Annotated in this window: 15 protein-coding genes; all 15 read left to right on the top strand. The window is 66.0% G+C overall.

Annotation, left to right across the window (positions count from 1 at the left end):
• The first annotated feature begins 20 nt into the window (after window positions 1–20).
• The 15 genes from fliS (at window position 21) to DRB17_RS00135 (ending at window position 16,522) form a co-directional block, all read left to right on the top strand.
• Entirely contained in the window at window positions 21–485 is a 465-nt protein-coding gene (fliS, locus tag DRB17_RS00205; protein WP_114580157.1) for a flagellar export chaperone FliS, read from the top strand.
• Window positions 486–762: 277 nt separating this feature from the next.
• Window positions 763–2,298: a flagellar hook-length control protein FliK gene (locus DRB17_RS00200; protein ID WP_114580156.1), complete on the top strand. Its 1,536-nt coding sequence runs from the start codon at window positions 763–765 to the stop codon at window positions 2,296–2,298.
• 16 nt (window positions 2,299–2,314) lie between these two features.
• On the top strand, window positions 2,315–2,998 hold the full coding sequence (locus tag DRB17_RS00195; RefSeq protein ID WP_114580155.1) for a flagellar hook assembly protein FlgD: 684 nt from the start codon (window positions 2,315–2,317) through the stop codon (window positions 2,996–2,998).
• 75 nt (window positions 2,999–3,073) lie between these two features.
• The gene (gene flgE / locus DRB17_RS00190; RefSeq protein ID WP_114580154.1) at window positions 3,074–4,408 is read left to right on the top strand and encodes a flagellar hook protein FlgE; all 1,335 of its coding nucleotides are present in this window, start codon (window positions 3,074–3,076) and stop codon (window positions 4,406–4,408) included.
• Window positions 4,409–4,627: 219 nt separating this feature from the next.
• Window positions 4,628–4,936, top strand: a complete 309-nt coding sequence (gene sciP, locus DRB17_RS00185; RefSeq protein ID WP_114580153.1) for a CtrA inhibitor SciP — start codon at window positions 4,628–4,630, stop codon at window positions 4,934–4,936.
• A gap of 266 nt (window positions 4,937–5,202) precedes the next feature.
• The gene (gene fliF, locus DRB17_RS00180) at window positions 5,203–6,903 is read left to right on the top strand and encodes a flagellar basal-body MS-ring/collar protein FliF (RefSeq protein WP_114580152.1); all 1,701 of its coding nucleotides are present in this window, start codon (window positions 5,203–5,205) and stop codon (window positions 6,901–6,903) included.
• An 11-nt stretch (window positions 6,904–6,914) separates the two neighbouring features.
• Complete coding sequence (gene fliG / locus DRB17_RS00175) at window positions 6,915–7,937, top strand: flagellar motor switch protein FliG (protein ID WP_114580151.1); 1,023 nt, start codon at window positions 6,915–6,917, stop codon at window positions 7,935–7,937.
• 47 nt (window positions 7,938–7,984) lie between these two features.
• Entirely contained in the window at window positions 7,985–8,842 is an 858-nt protein-coding gene (locus tag DRB17_RS00170; protein WP_114580150.1) for a FliH/SctL family protein, read from the top strand.
• 126 nt (window positions 8,843–8,968) lie between these two features.
• Entirely contained in the window at window positions 8,969–9,235 is a 267-nt protein-coding gene (gene fliN / locus DRB17_RS00165) for a flagellar motor switch protein FliN (RefSeq protein ID WP_421778276.1), read from the top strand.
• A gap of 32 nt (window positions 9,236–9,267) precedes the next feature.
• Entirely contained in the window at window positions 9,268–10,116 is an 849-nt protein-coding gene (locus DRB17_RS00160; protein ID WP_114580148.1) for a motility protein A, read from the top strand.
• Window positions 10,117–10,142: 26 nt separating this feature from the next.
• Complete coding sequence (flbD, locus tag DRB17_RS00155; RefSeq protein ID WP_114580147.1) at window positions 10,143–11,543, top strand: sigma-54-dependent transcriptional regulator FlbD; 1,401 nt, start codon at window positions 10,143–10,145, stop codon at window positions 11,541–11,543.
• A 33-nt stretch (window positions 11,544–11,576) separates the two neighbouring features.
• Window positions 11,577–13,688: a flagellar biosynthesis protein FlhA gene (flhA, locus tag DRB17_RS00150; protein WP_114580146.1), complete on the top strand. Its 2,112-nt coding sequence runs from the start codon at window positions 11,577–11,579 to the stop codon at window positions 13,686–13,688.
• 19 nt (window positions 13,689–13,707) lie between these two features.
• Window positions 13,708–14,697, top strand: a complete 990-nt coding sequence (locus tag DRB17_RS00145) for a flagellar biosynthesis protein FlhF (RefSeq protein WP_114580145.1) — start codon at window positions 13,708–13,710, stop codon at window positions 14,695–14,697.
• Window positions 14,694–15,494: a MinD/ParA family protein gene (locus DRB17_RS00140; RefSeq protein WP_241503693.1), complete on the top strand. Its 801-nt coding sequence runs from the start codon at window positions 14,694–14,696 to the stop codon at window positions 15,492–15,494. Before DRB17_RS00145 ends, DRB17_RS00140 begins: the two co-directional genes overlap by 4 nt.
• Complete coding sequence (locus DRB17_RS00135) at window positions 15,491–16,522, top strand: hypothetical protein (protein ID WP_114580143.1); 1,032 nt, start codon at window positions 15,491–15,493, stop codon at window positions 16,520–16,522. The genes DRB17_RS00140 and DRB17_RS00135 overlap by 4 nt, the downstream gene beginning before the upstream one ends.
• The last annotated feature ends 3 nt before the right edge of the window (window positions 16,523–16,525 follow it).

The following is a 16,525-nucleotide window of genomic DNA, read 5'->3' as shown; positions in this document are numbered from 1 at the left end:
GAACAGCCGGGAGGCCGTTGATGTACGGAAACGCTGCGCACGCTTATCGCGCACGCCAGGTGCAAGGCGCGACACCCGTTCAGCAGGTGGCAATGCTGTACGACAGGGCCATCGCCTCGCTGCGGGAAGCCATTGACGCCATCGAACAGGGCGACATCGAGCGGCGCTGGCGGGCGAACAACCGCGCCGTTGAGATCATCTCGGCCCTGATGAGCGGCCTGGATATGGAACAGGGCGGCGAGATCGCGCAAAATCTGAAGCGGCTTTACACCTTCCTGCTACGCCGCCTTGGCCAAGTCGACTTGAAGAACGATCCGCAGCCGGCGCGCGAGGCTATCGACATCCTCGACCCGCTGCGCCAGTCCTGGCACCAGCTCTCCCGTACCAACGGCCAGCCGCAGCAAGCCGACAGCGGCGACGGTGCGGCCGGGACACTGCCGCAGCCGCAGGACGGGACACACCAGCCGCTGAATCTCGCGACCTGACGCCGCACCGCGGCCTTTTACGAGGGACAGTACCGCCCCGGCCGACCTTCGGCCGGGGCGGTTGCTTTTTCCCGGTACGCGCGCAAGGGCGGCACATGCTGCCGCAATATGGCAGCAAGATTTGCCGGTAGCCGCGAAACCCCGCTTCCCCGCTATTTTTATTTCGGTTTTTCAGTTGTTTATCAGGCTGTTCGGGATTGGCACGCAGGTTGCATCAAGGGGTCTGTTCGGTCGGCTATATGGCCGGCCGTGAGAACAAGAGGACAAGTGCAGCGCTATGGCACAGCCAATACCAGTTGCCACGGAACCGACGGCCCGCGCCAGCGAGCCGCGCCGCGCCAAGCAGGACAGCGGCGAGGACAATGGCTTCGCATCCATGCTGGCGCAGAGCAACCGGTCGTCGGACAAAGCGCCTAAACAGGACACAGCCGGCAAAGCCAGTGCGTCGGAGTCCGACACGGCCCGCGATAGCCAGGACAAGGCCGGGCGTGACGCGCAGAGGTCCGCGCAGGATCGCAATGCCGCAAAGGCGGGTGCCGCCAAGGGCGATCAGCGTGGCGAGGTCGAGCAAAAGGCCCAGGCGGCAAACCGTCCCGGCAAGGAAGGCAGCAAACAGCCCACGGCTCTGAGCGCATTGGCGGATGCCGATGCAGCACGCGATTCCAAGGCAGCGGATTCCAAAGTCGCTCAATCCGCCGCGGCCGAGACCACGGCCACGCGCAAGCAGGCGGCGGAAAATCTGCGCAACGCCCAGGCGACCCGCGCAGCCAACGACGGCAAGACGCGGGCAACAGGAACCCAGGCCGAAGCAGCCAAGGCATCCGACGCGAACGACCGAGGCACTGGGGCGGCCGCAAACAACGCCCGTTTCAGCGCCCAGCGCGTCTCCGTCTCGGTGACACAGCCGGGCACCACCACACCCGCCACAACGCCGCTCAGTGGGGAAACGGCCATCGCCGCGCAGTTCGCCGCGAACGCCGAGGCTGGCCGCGTCGAAGGCGGCACCGGGGCGAACAAGTCCGCACGCGGCGAACGTCAGGGGCAGGCAGGCCAAGCCCGCAGGGACATGACCGCCGGACAGGCGGACGCCGCTTCTCAGGTCAAGGCCAGCCAGACGCAGCAACCCGAGCGCGTGAACCCCGTCCAGCAGATGCAAGCCGAGGCCACCGCCGCACGTCACGTGAGCGAGACGCCGCCCACCTCTACATCCGCCCAGAGCGGCGATGCCCAGGCCACCGCCGGCGCCGCCAGCACGACGAACCAGGGCTTCGACCCGGTGCTTCAAGGTACCCACGGCACGACGCCAGGCATCCAGGGAGCGGAAGCCGCCGGACGTGCCGCCGAGGCGCAGGCGCCAAACCACGCTCGAACGCCTGCGCCCCTGCCCGTCCAGGAACAGGTGGCCGTGCAGATCCAACGCGCCGCGGGTCAGGGGCAGCAGCGCCTGAACATCCGCCTGCACCCGGCGGAACTCGGCCGCATCGAGGTCAAGCTCGACGTGGGCGATGATGGCGCGGTCCGCGCGGTGCTGGCCGTCGACAAGGCGGAGACGCTGGACATGCTCCAACGCGACACGCGCGGCCTGGAAAAGGCCCTGCAGAATGCCGGTCTGAAGACGGACGGCGGCAGCCTCAGCTTCAACCTTCGCGGCGAGCAGGGCGGCCAGGATCAGTTCGGGAATGGTGGCGGCAACCACCATCACGGTACTTCGCCAGCCGGTCTTGGAAGCGAAGAAGGCAGCGTGCCGGAAACCGTTGCCGATGTTCCCCCATCACTGCGGCTGTCCGACGACGGCCTCGACATCCGCGTCTAGTTAGGAGGCCAAGCCAATGGACGTGCAAGCAACCAGCGGCGCCGAGGCCCAGCAGGCCCAACAGAAGAACGGCCTCAACGGCACCCAGAAGCTGGCGGACGATTTCGACGCGTTCCTGAATCTCCTGGTCACCCAGCTCAAGAACCAGGATCCGCTGGAGCCGATGAAGTCGCAGGAGTTCACCAACCAGCTCGTACAGTTCTCCGGCGTCGAGCAGCAGCTCGCGACCAACGACAAGCTGGATAGCCTGGTCGACCTTCAAAACGGCAGCCGGGCCGGCTCGGCGGTGAATTACATCGGCCGCGAGATCGAGGCGGCAGGCAACCAGCTCAGCCTGCAGGACGGCAGCGCCAGCTTCGCCTACGAGCTGAACGACAATGCCGCTGGCGCGGTGATCCAGATCGCCAACGGCGAAGGCAACGTCGTGCGCACGCTGGAGGCCGAAACCACCGCCGGACGTCACGAGATGACCTGGGACGGAACCGACGAGGACGGCAACGCCCTCCCGGACGGGGCCTACACCATGAACCTCCTGGCCGTCGACGCGGAGAACAAGACCGTGCAGGGCACTACTAGCGTGTTCGGCCGTGTGACCGGCGTCGAGACGTCGGGCGACGGCGTTCTTCTCAACATCGGCGACATCGGTGTCGACCTGAACAAGGTGAAAGCAATTCACGAGACCAGCGGCCAGAGCGCCTAGCGCGGCCGTGCCGATGCCGCCGGTCAGGGAAGAAGACGGCGGCAGACAACGCCTGAAGGCGAAAGGAGAGCGGATATGAGCATCTTCGGGGCGATGGAATCGAGCGTTTCCGGTCTGAGGGCGCAGTCGAACGCGCTCGGCATGATCTCGGACAATATCTCGAACGTGAACACGGTTGGCTACAAGGAAACCCGGGCAGCCTTCTCCACCCTGGTGACCCAGTCAGCGACGAAAACCAGCTTCGACCCCGGTGGCGTGCGCTCGCAGCCGCTGCAACAGGTGGACAAGCAGGGCCTTCTGCAGTCCTCGGACAGCAAGACGGACGTCGCGGTTTCCGGCAACGGCTTCTTCGTTGTCAACGAATCGGCCAACCCTGCCGTCGGCGACGACGTCATGTTCACCCGTGCCGGACAATTCGCGACCGACAAGGACGGGAACCTGGTGAACTCCGCCGGATTCTTCCTGCAGGGCTGGCCCATCGACGCGCAGGGCAACCTGCCGGCGGCCCAGGAATCTCTGAACAGTCTGCAGACGGTGAACGTCGCCGGGTTGAGCGGCCTGCCGCGCGCCACCGATTCGATCGAATTGGGCGCCAACCTGCCCGCCACCGATCCAATTGGCCAGAACCGCTCGATGACGGTGCAGGTTTTCGACAGCCTGGGCACCGCCCACAACCTGGACTTCACCTACACCAAGACCGCCGCGAACCAGTGGGACGTAACCGTCGACCAGCCCGTTCTCTCCAGCGATCCCACCGGGCCGGCCAGCGGTCAGTTCGACGACGGCGGCGGCGCCCTGACGAATCAGATCCAGGCGACCATCACATTTGCGAGCGACGGCTCGGTCAATACCATCACGACGAATACGGCCGGCTACGACATCACCAACCTGCAGATCGACTACAGCGATCCGGGTGCCGGCAACGCCACCGGCGCAACGACGACGACCGTCGCCACCGACTTGGGCAACCCGGGCGCCAACGAATTCGATGCCCTGACCCAGTTCGACAGCGGCTTCGCGGTCAGCAAGATCAACCAGAACGGCCTGCGGTTCGGCAACTTCACCGGCGTCAACATCGATGATGAAGGCATTGTCACCGCGATCTTCGACAACGGCCGCCGCCGGGATCTGTTCAAGCTGCCGGTCGCGACCTTCAACAATCCGAACCAGCTCGAAGCGCGCAGCGGCAACGCCTATCTCCGCACCAACGAATCGGGCGAGGTCCTGCTGAACGAGGCTGGAGTCGGCGGCGCAGGCGCCATCGCCCCGTCCTCGCTGGAGGGCTCGACCGTCGACCTCGCGACCGAGTTCACCGACATGATCACTACGCAGCGGGCCTATTCCGCGGCAACCCGGGTGATCACGACCTCGGACGAGATGCTGCAGGAACTGACGCAGACAGCGCGCTAACGCGTCCCGCTTCTTGCTCTCCGCGGCGCCCGGCGGCCCCTGAAAGGCCGCCGGGCTTGTCGTGTTTGCCGGACATGGGCGGACAGCCGCACCTCCCCGCGTCGGCGTTTTCTTAACACTTCCGCTTTAACCCTCCCGTTTAGGCGTTTGTTAAAGCGCCAACCGTAGCGTGTACGAAAGTGGTGCAGGCAACAGAACTGCAATGGAGTGGTGTTTTCGATGCCGTCCGAAAGTCCAGGTAGGCCGTCAGTCATAGGCCCGGCAGGTGAACCCATGACCATCGACGATTTGCCGCCGCCGAACACCAAGCGATGGGTCGTGCGGCGAAAGGCGGAGGTCGTCGCAGGCGTCCGCGCCGGCCTCATCAGCTTGGAGGAAGCCTGCGAGCGTTACAGCCTTTCAGTTGAGGAGTTTCTTTCCTGGCAGCGTCTGATCGAGAGCCACGGTATGCGTGGCCTGCGAACCACCCGGTTGCAGGACTATCGCCGGAACCCGGGAGACGACCTGGAGTTTGAGGCGGCGCAATAGCCTCGCCAAGCCCCCTCGTGTGCCGCCTCAAGGCCGGGCCCCTTCTTGGGCCCGGCCTCCTGGGATAAGGGGTCTTCGCCTCGAATCCTGAACGAAATCGAGAAGATTGTCTCAAAAGCGGGCAATTTCTGCCGCAAGACTGGGCAAAAATTTCCTCTCGTTAACGACGCTTTTACCCGCACGGACCTAGCGTTCTTCGCGAGCCGAAACGCCGATTCCCGAATGCGGCCTTTGGGCGCTTGAACGAACCTGGCGGGAAACAACGCGTGAACAGCTTCATCGACACGCTGAAGAGTCTCGGGCCGACGCGTCTTGCGGCAATGGGGGCGGTGGCCGCGGGAATCATCGCCTTCTTCATCTTCATGACCAGCCAGCTCGCCTCCGACGAGATGGCGCTGCTGTACGGCGACCTGGACGCGCGCGACAGCGGGGAGATCACCGCCCAGCTCGATCAGATGGGCATCCCCTACCAGCTTGGCGCCGACGGGACGGAAATCCACGTGCCCGAAAGCGATGTCGCTCGGATTCGCCTGGAGATGGCCGAGCAGGGCCTGCCGAACGGCGGCTCCGTCGGCTATGAGATCTTCGATGAAACCAGCGGGCTGGGCACGACGAACTTCGTTCAGAACATCAATCACCTGCGCGCGCTGGAAGGTGAGCTTGCGCGCACCATTCGCTCGATCCAGGACGTGCAGCAGGCCCGGGTGCATCTCGTCCTGCCCCGGCGCGAGCTCTTCAGCCGCGACCGGCAGGAGCCCAGCGCCTCCATCGTCCTTCTGATGCGCGGAAGCACCCGCCTGGGCAAGAAGCGGATCCTGGGCGTTCAGCACCTTGTCGCCTCCGCGGTGCCAGGACTGCAGCCGAACCTCGTCTCCATCGTCGACCAGCAGGGCACGCTGCTGGCGCGCGGCGGCGAGGGCGACGACCTGCTCGGCGGCAACCTCAGCCCGCAGGAGATGCGCGCCAACTACGAGCAGCGCCTGGCGCGCACACTGGAGCAGCTTATCGAGCGCTCCGTCGGGCCCGGCAACGTCCGCGCCGAGGTCTCGGCCGAGATGAACTTCGACAGGGTCACGGAAAACCAGGAGATCTTCGACCCGGACAGCCAGATCGCCCGTTCGGAGCAGATCGTCGAGGAGACCGAGAGCGAGGTCGATACCGAGGGCGAGGACGCCGTCACCGTCGACAACAACCTCCCCAACCCGCAGGCCCAGGGCGGCCAGACTTCGTCCAGCCAGAGCCAGGCCGAGCGGACCGAGGAGACGATCAACTACGAGATTTCGAAGACGGTGACGACGCATGTCCGTCAGGCCGGCAAGGTCGACCGCCTCTCGGTCGCGGTGCTGATCGACGGCCGCTACGTGACCGACGCCAACGGCGAGCGGGTGTACGAGGAGCGCTCGGCGGAGGAACTGCAGCAGCTTGTTTCCCTTGCCCGCTCGGCCGTCGGCTACGACGAGGAGCGCGGCGATCAGGTCGAAGTCATCAACATGCGCTTCGCCAACCCCGCGGAGGAACTGACGCCGGCCGAGCCGACGACCATCCTGGGCCTGCGCGAGGAACAGCTCATGCGGGCGGCGGAGCTAATCGTCCTTGGCATCGTCGCCGTGCTGATCCTGTTGCTGGTGGTGCGGCCGCTGGTCAGCCGCCTGCTCGATGCCTCCCTCGCCCAGCCCGCCGCCGCCGGGGCTGGCGCGGGTGGCGGGGATCCGATGCTGAGCGACCAGAGCGAGGCCTATCCGCAACTGGCCGGGCCGACGAGCGTGCCGACCACCCAGGCGGCCAGCAACATTCCGGACTTCGGCGCCGATGACGATGAAGAGGAAGGCGAGCAGCTGATCGACCTGAACAAGGTGGAAGGCCGCGTGCGCGCCTCCTCGGTGCGCAAGATCGGCGAAATCGTGGAGAACCACCCGGAAGAGGCGGTCTCCATCATCCGCAACTGGCTTTATCAGCAACAGGGGTGAGCTGAGCCGTCATGGCTATGCGTTTGCGCGAGGATTACCGCTCTCTATCCGGCCCGGACAAGGCCGCGCTCTTGATGATGTCCGTCGGCGAGGAAAACGCCGCGCGGCTGTTCGCGCTGATGGACGACGAGGAGATCAAGGAAGTCTCCCAGGCCATGGCGAACCTGGGCAGCGTCACCTCCAACCTGGTCGAACGGCTGTTCACCGAGTTCGCCGAACAGCTCTCCTCCACCGGCTCGCTGGTCGGCAACTTCGACAGCACCGAGCGCCTGCTCCTGAAGGTCATGAGCAAGGAGCGGGTCGACCAGATCATGGAGGAGATCCGCGGGCCTGCCGGCCGCACCATGTGGGACAAGCTCGGCAACGTAAACGAGCAGGTGCTGGCCAACTATCTGAAGAACGAGTACCCGCAGACGGTGGCCGTCGTGCTCTCGAAGATCAAGCCGGACCATGCCGCGCGGGTACTGGCCCTGCTGCCCGAGGGGTTCGCGATGGAGGTCGTCATGCGCATGCTGCGCATGGAGGCGGTCCAGAAAGAGGTTCTGGACGACGTCGAGCGCACCCTGCGCAACGAGTTCATGAGCAACCTGGCCCGCACCTCCCGGCGCGACGCGCACGAGTTGATGGCGGAAATATTCAACGGCCTCGACCGCCAGACCGAGACCCGCTTCCTGTCCTCGCTGGAAGAGCGCAACCGCGATTCCGCCGAGCGGATCAAGCAGCTCATGTTCACCTTCGAGGACCTGGACAAGCTCGATCCCGGCAGCATCCAGACGCTGCTGCGCGCGATCGACAAGGACAAGCTCTCCGTCGCGCTCAAGGGCGCGTCGGAGGATCTGCGCAACCTGTTCTTTTCCAACATGTCGGAGCGCGCCGCGAAGATCATGCGCGAGGACATGGAGGCGATGGGCCCCGTACGGCTGCGCGACGTCGACGAGGCCCAGACCGAGATCGTGCAGCTTGCCAAGGAGCTTTCCAACCAGGGCGAGATCGTCATCGCGGACAACAAGGGCGAAGACGAGCTTGTCTACTGATTAACCGATCGAGCGAAGCGTTGTTGCACCAGAGCCCAGAGAACCGCATGGCCGCAAGGCACAAGTTCCTGTTCGAAAAGGATTTCGACGAGGAAACGGAGTTCTTCGACGAGCCCGAGTTCGCGTCCGGTCCCATGCTTGGCGAGGGCGCGGGCACGGCCGTCGAGGAAGAGCCGGAGCCGGAACCGGAAGCCCCGACCTTCTCGCAGGAAGACATCGACGCCGCGCGCGAGGAAGGCTACCGCGCCGGCCATGCCGAGGGACTGGAAACCGGCCGCGCCGAGGCAACAGCGGCGGCGGAACAGGCTAACGCCGATGCGCTCGACAGGTTGAGCCAACGTCTTGAGGAATTGAGCGCACAGGTGCGGGGCGCTGCCGAACAGCGGTCCAGCGAATCCCTCGAAGTTGCGCTGAGCCTGGTGCGCAAGCTGTTTCCCGCCCTCACCCGGCGGCATGGACAGTCGGAGATTGAGACGCTGATAGTCGAATCGCTGGAGCGCCTGCGCGAGGAACCGCGCGTCGTCGTCCGCGTGGCCGATGCACAGCTCGACGCCCTGCGCGAGCGCATCGACGGCCTTGCGGCGAAAAGCGGATTTGCCGGCAAGGTCGTGCTTCTCTCGGATGAGGACCTGGCACCCGGCGACGCCCGTGCGGATTGGGCGGACGGCGGCGCCGAGCGGGACACCGCCCGACTTTGGCGCGAAATCGAGAACGCCGCGGCCCGGGCGTTGGGGGCGGACCGCGCGGCCGATACCCTCGCCGACAGGGCCGCCAGCGACAACGGTGCACACGAAACGGCCGGGCAGACCGATGGAAACGGCCCGGCCACGACCGGCGAGACGGACCCCGCGAGCGGTCCCGAAACGGGCGAAACCGCGAACACCCCGGATCGCCGGAGCGCCTAGAGCGCACACGCCACCACGGAGGACGAGATGGCGGACGAGAAGGACAACCTCGAACTGGCCGACATGGACAACGAGGCGGCGCAGGTGCCGGAAAACGCCGAAAACGGTCAGAGCGACGACCAGGAGATGGAAAAGCCGCCGACCAACGCCAAGGAACTGGAAGCTGTCTACGACATTCCCGTCCAGGTCTCGGCGGTGCTTGGCAAGTCGAACATGCAGGTCAGCCAGCTGCTGAAGCTTGGCCGCGGCGCCGTTGTGGAGCTTGACCGCAAGGTCGGCGAGGCAATCGACATTTACGTCAACAACCGGCTCGTGGCCCGCGGCGAGGTGGTCGTCGTCGAGGACCGCCTCGGCGTCACGATGACCGAGATCATCAAAATGGACCGCTCATAAGGGCGCGAGCCGCGCCGGCAAGGGGACAATGGATGGCCAACGCCTCGACAGCACAAGCGACAGCCCGCGGCCGGAGGCAACAGGGCGCCACGGCACAGCCGGAAGGCGGCAGACTGGACCTGGCGACCATCCTGGGCGTCGTCGGCGCCTTTGCGCTGATCATAGCGGCGATGGTCCTGGGCGGCACGCCGGGTGCGTTCGTGGATGCACCGGCGATGCTGATCGTCCTGGGCGGCAGCTTCATGACCACGACGATCTCGTTCTCGTTGGGCGAGGTGATCCAGGCCCAGAAGGTGATGCTGAAGGCGGTCGTTTATCGCAACCGCGAGCCCGCGCAGGCGGCGATGCAGATGATCGGTCTGGCCGACACCGCCCGAAAACAGGGCACGCTGGCGCTGGAGAACCGCGAGCGCGAGTTCCGCGGCGAGCCGTTCCTGGCCCGGGCCATGCGGCTGGTGGTCGACGGCACCCCTGGCGAGGAGGTCGAGCGCATGATGCTGCGCGAGCTGGAGGCGACGATGCAGCGTCATGACCGGGCAACCGGCGTGCTGCGCCGCGCCGGCGAGGTCGCGCCCGCGATGGGCCTGATCGGCACGCTGGTGGGTCTGGTGCAGATGCTGGGCAACCTGGAGGACCCGGCGACAATCGGCCCGGCAATGGCCGTGGCGCTGCTGACCACCTTCTACGGTGCGGTACTGGCGCACATGGTCTTCCTGCCCGTTGCCAACAAGCTGGAGCGCAACTCCAACGTTGAGGCAATGGTCAACCAGGTTTACGCGCAGGGCGCCGCTTCGATCGCCCGCCAGGAAAACCCGCGTCGCCTGGAAGCGCAGCTCAACACGATTCTGCCGCCCGCTGATCGGGTGCGCTATTTCGACTGAACGCGGCAAGCGTAGGAGTTAGGACGATGCGACTACTCATCGTCGGTTCGCTGGAAGGTCATATCGCCACCGCCGGCCAGATCGCCCTCAAGAAGGGCGCCAAGGTCGCGCATGTCGACGACACGCCGCAGGCGCTTGAAAGCCTGCGTTCCGGCCAGGGCGCGGATCTCGTCATGGCGGACGTCTCGTTGGACGTCGGCGAGTTGATAGACGCGCTCCAGGACGAGCGCATCTCGGTGCCGGTCATCGCCTGCGGCATCGGCAACGACAGCCGCGCCGCGGTGGACGCAATCAAGGCGGGCGCGAAGGAGTATGTCCCCCTGCCCCCTGACCCGGAGATGATCGCCGCCGTCCTCGCCGCCGTGGCGGAGGAAGCCACCTCCTTCCTCAGCCGCGACCCGGCGATGGCCCGGGTGCTGAAGCTGGCCGAGCGCGTTGCCCCATCCGAGGCCAGCGTGCTGATTACCGGCGAAAGCGGTACCGGCAAGGAGGTCATGGCCCGCCACATCCACGGCAAGTCGAAGCGGGCGGACAAGCCGTTCATCTCCGTCAACTGCGCGGCGATCCCCGAGAACCTGCTGGAAAGCGAGTTGTTCGGCCATGAGAAAGGCGCGTTTACGGGCGCCGTCGCGCGCCGCGTGGGCAAGTTCGAGGAGGCGAACGGCGGCACGCTGCTGCTGGACGAAATCTCGGAAATGCACCCCCGCCTGCAGGCCAAGCTGCTGCGCGCGATCCAGGAGCGCGAGATCGACCGGCTGGGCGGAAGCAAGCCGGTCAAGGTGAATATCCGGCTGCTCGCGACATCGAACCGCGATCTTGAGGAAGCGGTGCGCGACGGCTCGTTCCGAGAGGACCTGTATTTCAGGCTGAACGTCGTCAATGTCGCGCTGCCACCGCTGCGCGACCGGCCCAAGGATGTCGAGGTCCTGGCCGAGCACTTCACCAGGAAATATGCCGAGGCCAACGCCCTGCCTGCCCCGGAGATCGATGACGAGGCGCTGGAGCAACTCAAAACCTGTCCCTGGCGGGGCAACGTGCGAGAGCTGGAGAACACCATCCACCGCGCCGTGCTGCTGGCCGCCGACGGATGCATCACGCCGGATACCATTCTCCTCAAGAATGCGGGCGCGACAGAGGCAACAAAGGCGGCCTCGGGAACGGAGCGCACTGCCGGCGCCACAGCCGGCAGCGAAACTGCGTCCAGTCATCACGGCGACAGCGAACGGCACGGCCTGGTGGGTCGGACGGTTGCCGACGTCGAACGCGACCTCATCCTGAACACGCTTGAGCATTGTCTCGGCAACCGTACGCACGCCGCAAACATCCTGGGCATCTCGATCCGCACGCTGCGGAACAAGCTTCGCGCCTACAGCCAGGAGGGCATCCGAGTGCCTGCCCCTGGCGAGGCGGACCGAGCAACGGCGTGAGACCGGCGCCGCGAAAGGCAGCGGACCCTGTAGATGGCCGATAGCAGCAACACCGGCGGCGCCAGCCTGGCGGGATCGATACCCGGACGCGCGCTCGACAGCCTGCGTCGCGGGGACATCGCGCTGGCGCTGGGCGTGGTGAGTATCCTCGTCGTCCTTATCATGCCGATGCCGTCGTGGATGCTGGACGTGTCGCTGGCGCTGTCGATGACACTCTCCGTCCTCATCCTGATGACTGTCCTGTTCATCCACCGAGCGCTGGACTTCAGTTCGTTTCCAACTGTCCTGTTGATCGCGACGATGCTGCGCCTGGCATTGAACCTGGCCTCCACCCGGCTGATCCTGGCGCACGGCCACCAAGGGACAGACGCCGCCGGCCAGGTGATCCAGGCATTCGGCGGTTTCGTGATGGCGGGCAACTTCGTCATCGGCATCATCGTCTTCGGCATTTTGGTGATCGTGAACTTCATCGTCATCACCAAGGGTTCCGGGCGTATCGCCGAAGTCTCCGCCCGCTTCAGCCTGGATTCCATGCCCGGCAAGCAGATGGCGGTCGACGCCGACCTCTCCGCCGGGCTGATCGACGAGCAGGAGGCCAAGCGCCGCCGCAAGGAGCTGGAGGACGAAAGCAACTTCTTCGGCGCGATGGACGGTGCGGCCAAGTTCGTGCGCGGCGATGCGATCGCCGGCCTGCTGATCACCTTCATCAACGTGATCGGCGGGATGATCATCGGCATCGCCCAGCAGGACCTGTCGTTCTCGGCCGCCGCGCAGAGCTATACCCTGCTGACGGTCGGCGACGGACTGGTTTCCCAGATACCCGCGCTGATCGTGTCCACCGGCGCCGGCCTTCTGGTTTCCAAATCCAACAACGTCGGCTCGGCCGACAAGGCGCTGTTCGGCCAGCTTGGCGCCTATCCGCGCGCGCTTGGCCTGTCGTCGTTCCTGACGTTCTCGCTGGCGCTGCTGCCGGGAATCCCGATGCTGCCCTTCCTGCTGCTTTCGGCGACGGCGGCGGGGCTGGCCTGGATGAGCCACAGGCGCAACGCCGTCGCCGAAGTGCAGGCGGCCGAGCAGTCGCAGCAGGCGGCCCAGGCCGCCCAGGCGGAAAAGGAAGAGCCGATCGCCAGCGCCCTTGCCATCGACGAGGTGCGCCTGGAGCTGGGGTATGGCCTGCTCAGCATGGTGAACAAGGAGGGCGCGCGCCTCACCGACCAGATCAAGGCGCTGCGCAAGCAACTGGCGCAAGAGATGGGCTTCGTCCTGCCCTCTGTCCGTATCCAGGACAACCTGCAGCTTCCCGCCAACAGCTATGTCCTGCGCATCAAGGAGATCGAGGCGGGGCGCGGCGAGTTGCGTGCCAATATGCTGCTGGTGATGGACCCGCAGGGCCAGGACATCCCGCTGACCGGCGAGAAGACGACCGAGCCCACGTTCGGGCTGCCCGCCATGTGGGTCGGGGAACAGCAGCGCGAGGAGGCACTTTTCCGCGGCTACACGGTGGTCGATCCGCCGACCGTGATCACCACCCACCTGACCGAGATCATCAAGGATAACATGGCCGAGCTGTTGTCCTACGCCGAGACGCAGAAGCTCCTGGACGAGCTGGACAAGGACCAGCAGAAGCTGGTGGCCGACCTGGTACCGAACTCGATCACAGTGGGCGGTCTGCAGCGGGTGCTGCAGAACCTTCTGAACGAGCGGATCTCGATCCGCGACCTCCCGGGCATCCTGGAGGCTGTCTCGGAGGCGACGAGCTACACCCGCAACGTCACCGCCATCACCGAGCACGTGCGCGCACGCCTGGCCCGGCAGATCTGCAACGACCACACCGGCGAGGGCGGATATATCCCGATCCTCGCGCTCTCCCCGCACTGGGAGCAGGCATTCACCGAGGCGATCGTCGGGGACGGCGAGGACAAGCAACTTTCAATGGCGCCCTCGCAATTGCAGGAATTCATTAATGCCGTTCGGCAAAGCTTCGAGCGGCAGGCCATGATGGGTGAGCTGCCGGTGCTGCTGACCAGCCCCGGCATCCGGCCCTACGTGCGCTCCATCGTCGAGCGGTTCCGGCCGCAAACGTCGGTGCTGTCGCAGAACGAGATACACCCCAAGGCGCGCATTAAGACGCTAGGACAAATCTGATCCGAGGCCCTGAGCGGACATGCGGCTGAAAACGTTCATCGCGGATTCCCTGCCCCAAGCCATGGAGCAAGTGCGCGAGCGCTTGGGCGACGAGGCAATCATCCTCTCGACCGAGGACGATCCCGAGGGCAACGGGGTCCGCATCACGGCGGCCCTGAATGAGGAGCTGGAAGAACCCGGCATCTTCGACGGGGACGACGGCCTCGATGCCTTCAACCGGCTGAGCGAGGCGCTGGAGTATCACCGCGTCCCTGTCGGTCTGTCGGACCGCCTGATGACGGCCGCGGGCAATATGGACGGCGGCACGCCTACGATGGCGCTGGCAAGCGCACTGGACCTGGAACTCCGCTTCATGCCGCCGCCGCAGGGGCCGACCGAACGGCCACTGTTGCTGCTGGGGCCGCCGGGCGCCGGCAAGACGGCGACAGCGGCCAAGCTGGCCGCGCAGGTTCGCGTGCGCGGCAAGAAGGCAACCTTGATCACGCTCGACACCGGCAAGGCCGGCGGGCTTGCACAGGTGACCGCGTTCACCGAGGCCCTGGGCGCCGAATTGCGGGAAGCCCGCGACGCCGAAAGCCTGAAACGGGCGGTGTCCGCCTGTCCGGATAACCACTTCGTCGTTATCGACGCCATCGGGGCCAGCCCGTTCGACGGCGACGCCATGCGCGAGACCGCTGACTGGCTGGAACTCAGCGGCGCCGAGGGAGTCCTGGTGCTGCAGGGTGGCGGCGATCCCCTGGAATCCGCTGAGTTTGCCATTGCCTACGCGGAGGCCGGCGCCCAGCGCCTGATCGCAACCAAACTTGACGCGACCCGACGCCTTGGCGGCGTTCTGAGTGCCGCCCACGCTGCGGACCTGACCCTGATGGGCCTCGGGACCGCGCCGACCATCGGCGGCGGACTCCGCCCCGTAAACCCAGTCCAATTGTCCAAGCTGATACTGCCGGAAGAGGCGGGCGACGAGCCGGAGCTAACCTCTCCCGCCGTGGCGAATGGAGCCGGCACATGACCCAACAAACACCAACAATAATATCGCGGCAGCAGAACATGCAGGTGCGGCGCAAGATCCTCGCCGTCGCCTCCGGAAAGGGCGGCGTCGGCAAGACCTGGTTCTCGATCACCTTGACACATGCCCTGGCCAGGGCCGGCCACCGCGCGCTTCTGTTCGATGGCGACCTGGGGATGGCGAACGTCGACGTACAGCTTGGTCTCGATCCGGTCCACGACATGACACGTGTCATCACCGGCCGTCTTGCCATGGCGGACGCGATACACGAGGTGACCGAGGGCGGCTTCGCTGTCCTGGCCGGCCGTTCGGGCTCCGGCGGCCTCGCCACGATGACACCGCGGCAGGCCGACAGCCTGGGCCGCGCACTTAGCGCGATCGCCCCAAACTATGACCGGGTCATCCTCGACCTTGCCGCGGGTATCGACGGCACGGTACGCGCGCTGGCCACACACGCCGGGGTGGGCATCGTCGTCGTGAACGACGAGCCGACGTCGATGACGGATGCATACGCCTTCATCAAGATCACCAAGCAGAAGCGTCCCGATACCAACCTGCGCGTGGTCGTCAACCAGGCGCGCTCGCACAGCGACGGCGAGCGGACCTACGGTGCGCTGCGCAAGGCGTGCGAGAGTTTCCTGCATATCGAGCTGCCGCTGCTCGGCGTTGTGCGGCGAGATCCGTGGGTCAGCGAGTCAATCCGCCGGCAAACCCCGCTTCTGGCCCGCAACCCGAACGCACCCGCCGCCCAAGACGTCGAAGCCATTGCCGCCAACCTTCTGGAGCTCGAACAGGCATGAGCGGTGTCCTCCCCTATCGCGGCCACGCCCCGCCGGTGGATCCCTCGGCGGAAGCCACGCAACGGATTCCCGCCTACGTGCGCGAGGCTCCGCCGGGCCTTCGCGCCGCGCCCGGGACCACGCTCCGGGCAACGGTTATCGGCCATGACAGCCAGGGGCATCTCCTCGTGCGCAGTACCGACGGTGTCCTTGCGCTGTCCACGCATATCCGGCCGAGGCAGGGCAGCACCGTCGTCATGCAGCTTCGCCCGGTCGGCGCCCAGATCCAGGCCTATATCCTTCAGGTGATTGAGGCGAACGGCGCGGCCTCAGCTCCAAATATGCCCGCGGCCGGTCAAGCAGGGACGGCTTACCCTGGCGACGGTGACGAGGCGGCCGCGTTGACCCGCATCTGGCCTGCCTTGAACGAAGCGATAAAGGCCCTCGAATTCGGTTTCCGGGCCGGCAGTCCCGACGACGGCTGGCCATCCTTACTGCCAAGATCCGGGCCGACGCTGGCGGCCGGCATGCTGGCAATGATCGCGGCCCTGCTGCGCGGCGACGCCCGAGATTGGCTTGGCGCCGGTCTGCGTCGCGCTCTTGCCCAGGCCGGACGCGACGACCTTGCCCAGCGGCTAGAGAACGACTTCGCCAAGTTGAGCCGCCTTGCCCGCACCGACTCCGCCGATTGGCGAGTGTTCGTGCTGCCCATCCTGACCGGCGGGGCCGTCCGGCCACTGCGCCTTTTCCTGCGGCCACCCGACGACAGTGGCGACAGCCGGGTCGCGCGCCGCTTTATCGTCGAGGCGGAACTGCCGCAACTCGGACCGCTGCAACTGGAAGGGCTGATCAACGGCAATCGCCTGGAGTTGATCCTGCGAAGCTACGCACCGCTTTCGGACACGCTGCGCGATGACCTCCGCGCCGCGCACGAGCGGGCCGCGGCTCTTGGCGGACTGTCGGGACGGCTGCGTTTCGCGGCCGACACAAGCTGGAAGTTCCTGCCGGTTCCGCAGGCCGAAAGCGGCACCCACGGCGTCGTCATCTAATTG

It is taken from the genome of Ferruginivarius sediminum (genome assembly GCF_003344765.1).
GTDB lineage: Bacteria > Pseudomonadota > Alphaproteobacteria > Kiloniellales > Rhodovibrionaceae > Ferruginivarius > Ferruginivarius sediminum.
The sequence above is the reverse complement of the archived record's forward strand: the minus strand, read 5'-3'. Positions and strand labels throughout refer to the sequence as shown.

Excerpts from the sequence above, each read along its gene's own strand:
- fliS (WP_114580157.1), top strand. The coding sequence starts at position 21 with ATGTACGGAAACGCTGCGCACGCTTATCGCGCACGCCAGGTGCAAGGC.
- DRB17_RS00200 (WP_114580156.1), top strand. The coding sequence starts at position 763 with ATGGCACAGCCAATACCAGTTGCCACGGAACCGACGGCCCGCGCCAGC.
- DRB17_RS00195 (WP_114580155.1), top strand. The coding sequence starts at position 2,315 with ATGGACGTGCAAGCAACCAGCGGCGCCGAGGCCCAGCAGGCCCAACAG.
- flgE (WP_114580154.1), top strand. The coding sequence starts at position 3,074 with ATGAGCATCTTCGGGGCGATGGAATCGAGCGTTTCCGGTCTGAGGGCG.
- sciP (WP_114580153.1), top strand. The coding sequence starts at position 4,628 with ATGCCGTCCGAAAGTCCAGGTAGGCCGTCAGTCATAGGCCCGGCAGGT.
- fliG (WP_114580151.1), top strand. The coding sequence starts at position 6,915 with ATGGCTATGCGTTTGCGCGAGGATTACCGCTCTCTATCCGGCCCGGAC.
- DRB17_RS00170 (WP_114580150.1), top strand. The coding sequence starts at position 7,985 with ATGGCCGCAAGGCACAAGTTCCTGTTCGAAAAGGATTTCGACGAGGAA.
- fliN (WP_421778276.1), top strand. The coding sequence starts at position 8,969 with ATGGAAAAGCCGCCGACCAACGCCAAGGAACTGGAAGCTGTCTACGAC.
- DRB17_RS00160 (WP_114580148.1), top strand. The coding sequence starts at position 9,268 with ATGGCCAACGCCTCGACAGCACAAGCGACAGCCCGCGGCCGGAGGCAA.
- flbD (WP_114580147.1), top strand. The coding sequence starts at position 10,143 with ATGCGACTACTCATCGTCGGTTCGCTGGAAGGTCATATCGCCACCGCC.
- flhA (WP_114580146.1), top strand. The coding sequence starts at position 11,577 with ATGGCCGATAGCAGCAACACCGGCGGCGCCAGCCTGGCGGGATCGATA.
- DRB17_RS00145 (WP_114580145.1), top strand. The coding sequence starts at position 13,708 with ATGCGGCTGAAAACGTTCATCGCGGATTCCCTGCCCCAAGCCATGGAG.
- DRB17_RS00140 (WP_241503693.1), top strand. The coding sequence starts at position 14,694 with ATGACCCAACAAACACCAACAATAATATCGCGGCAGCAGAACATGCAG.
- DRB17_RS00135 (WP_114580143.1), top strand. The coding sequence starts at position 15,491 with ATGAGCGGTGTCCTCCCCTATCGCGGCCACGCCCCGCCGGTGGATCCC.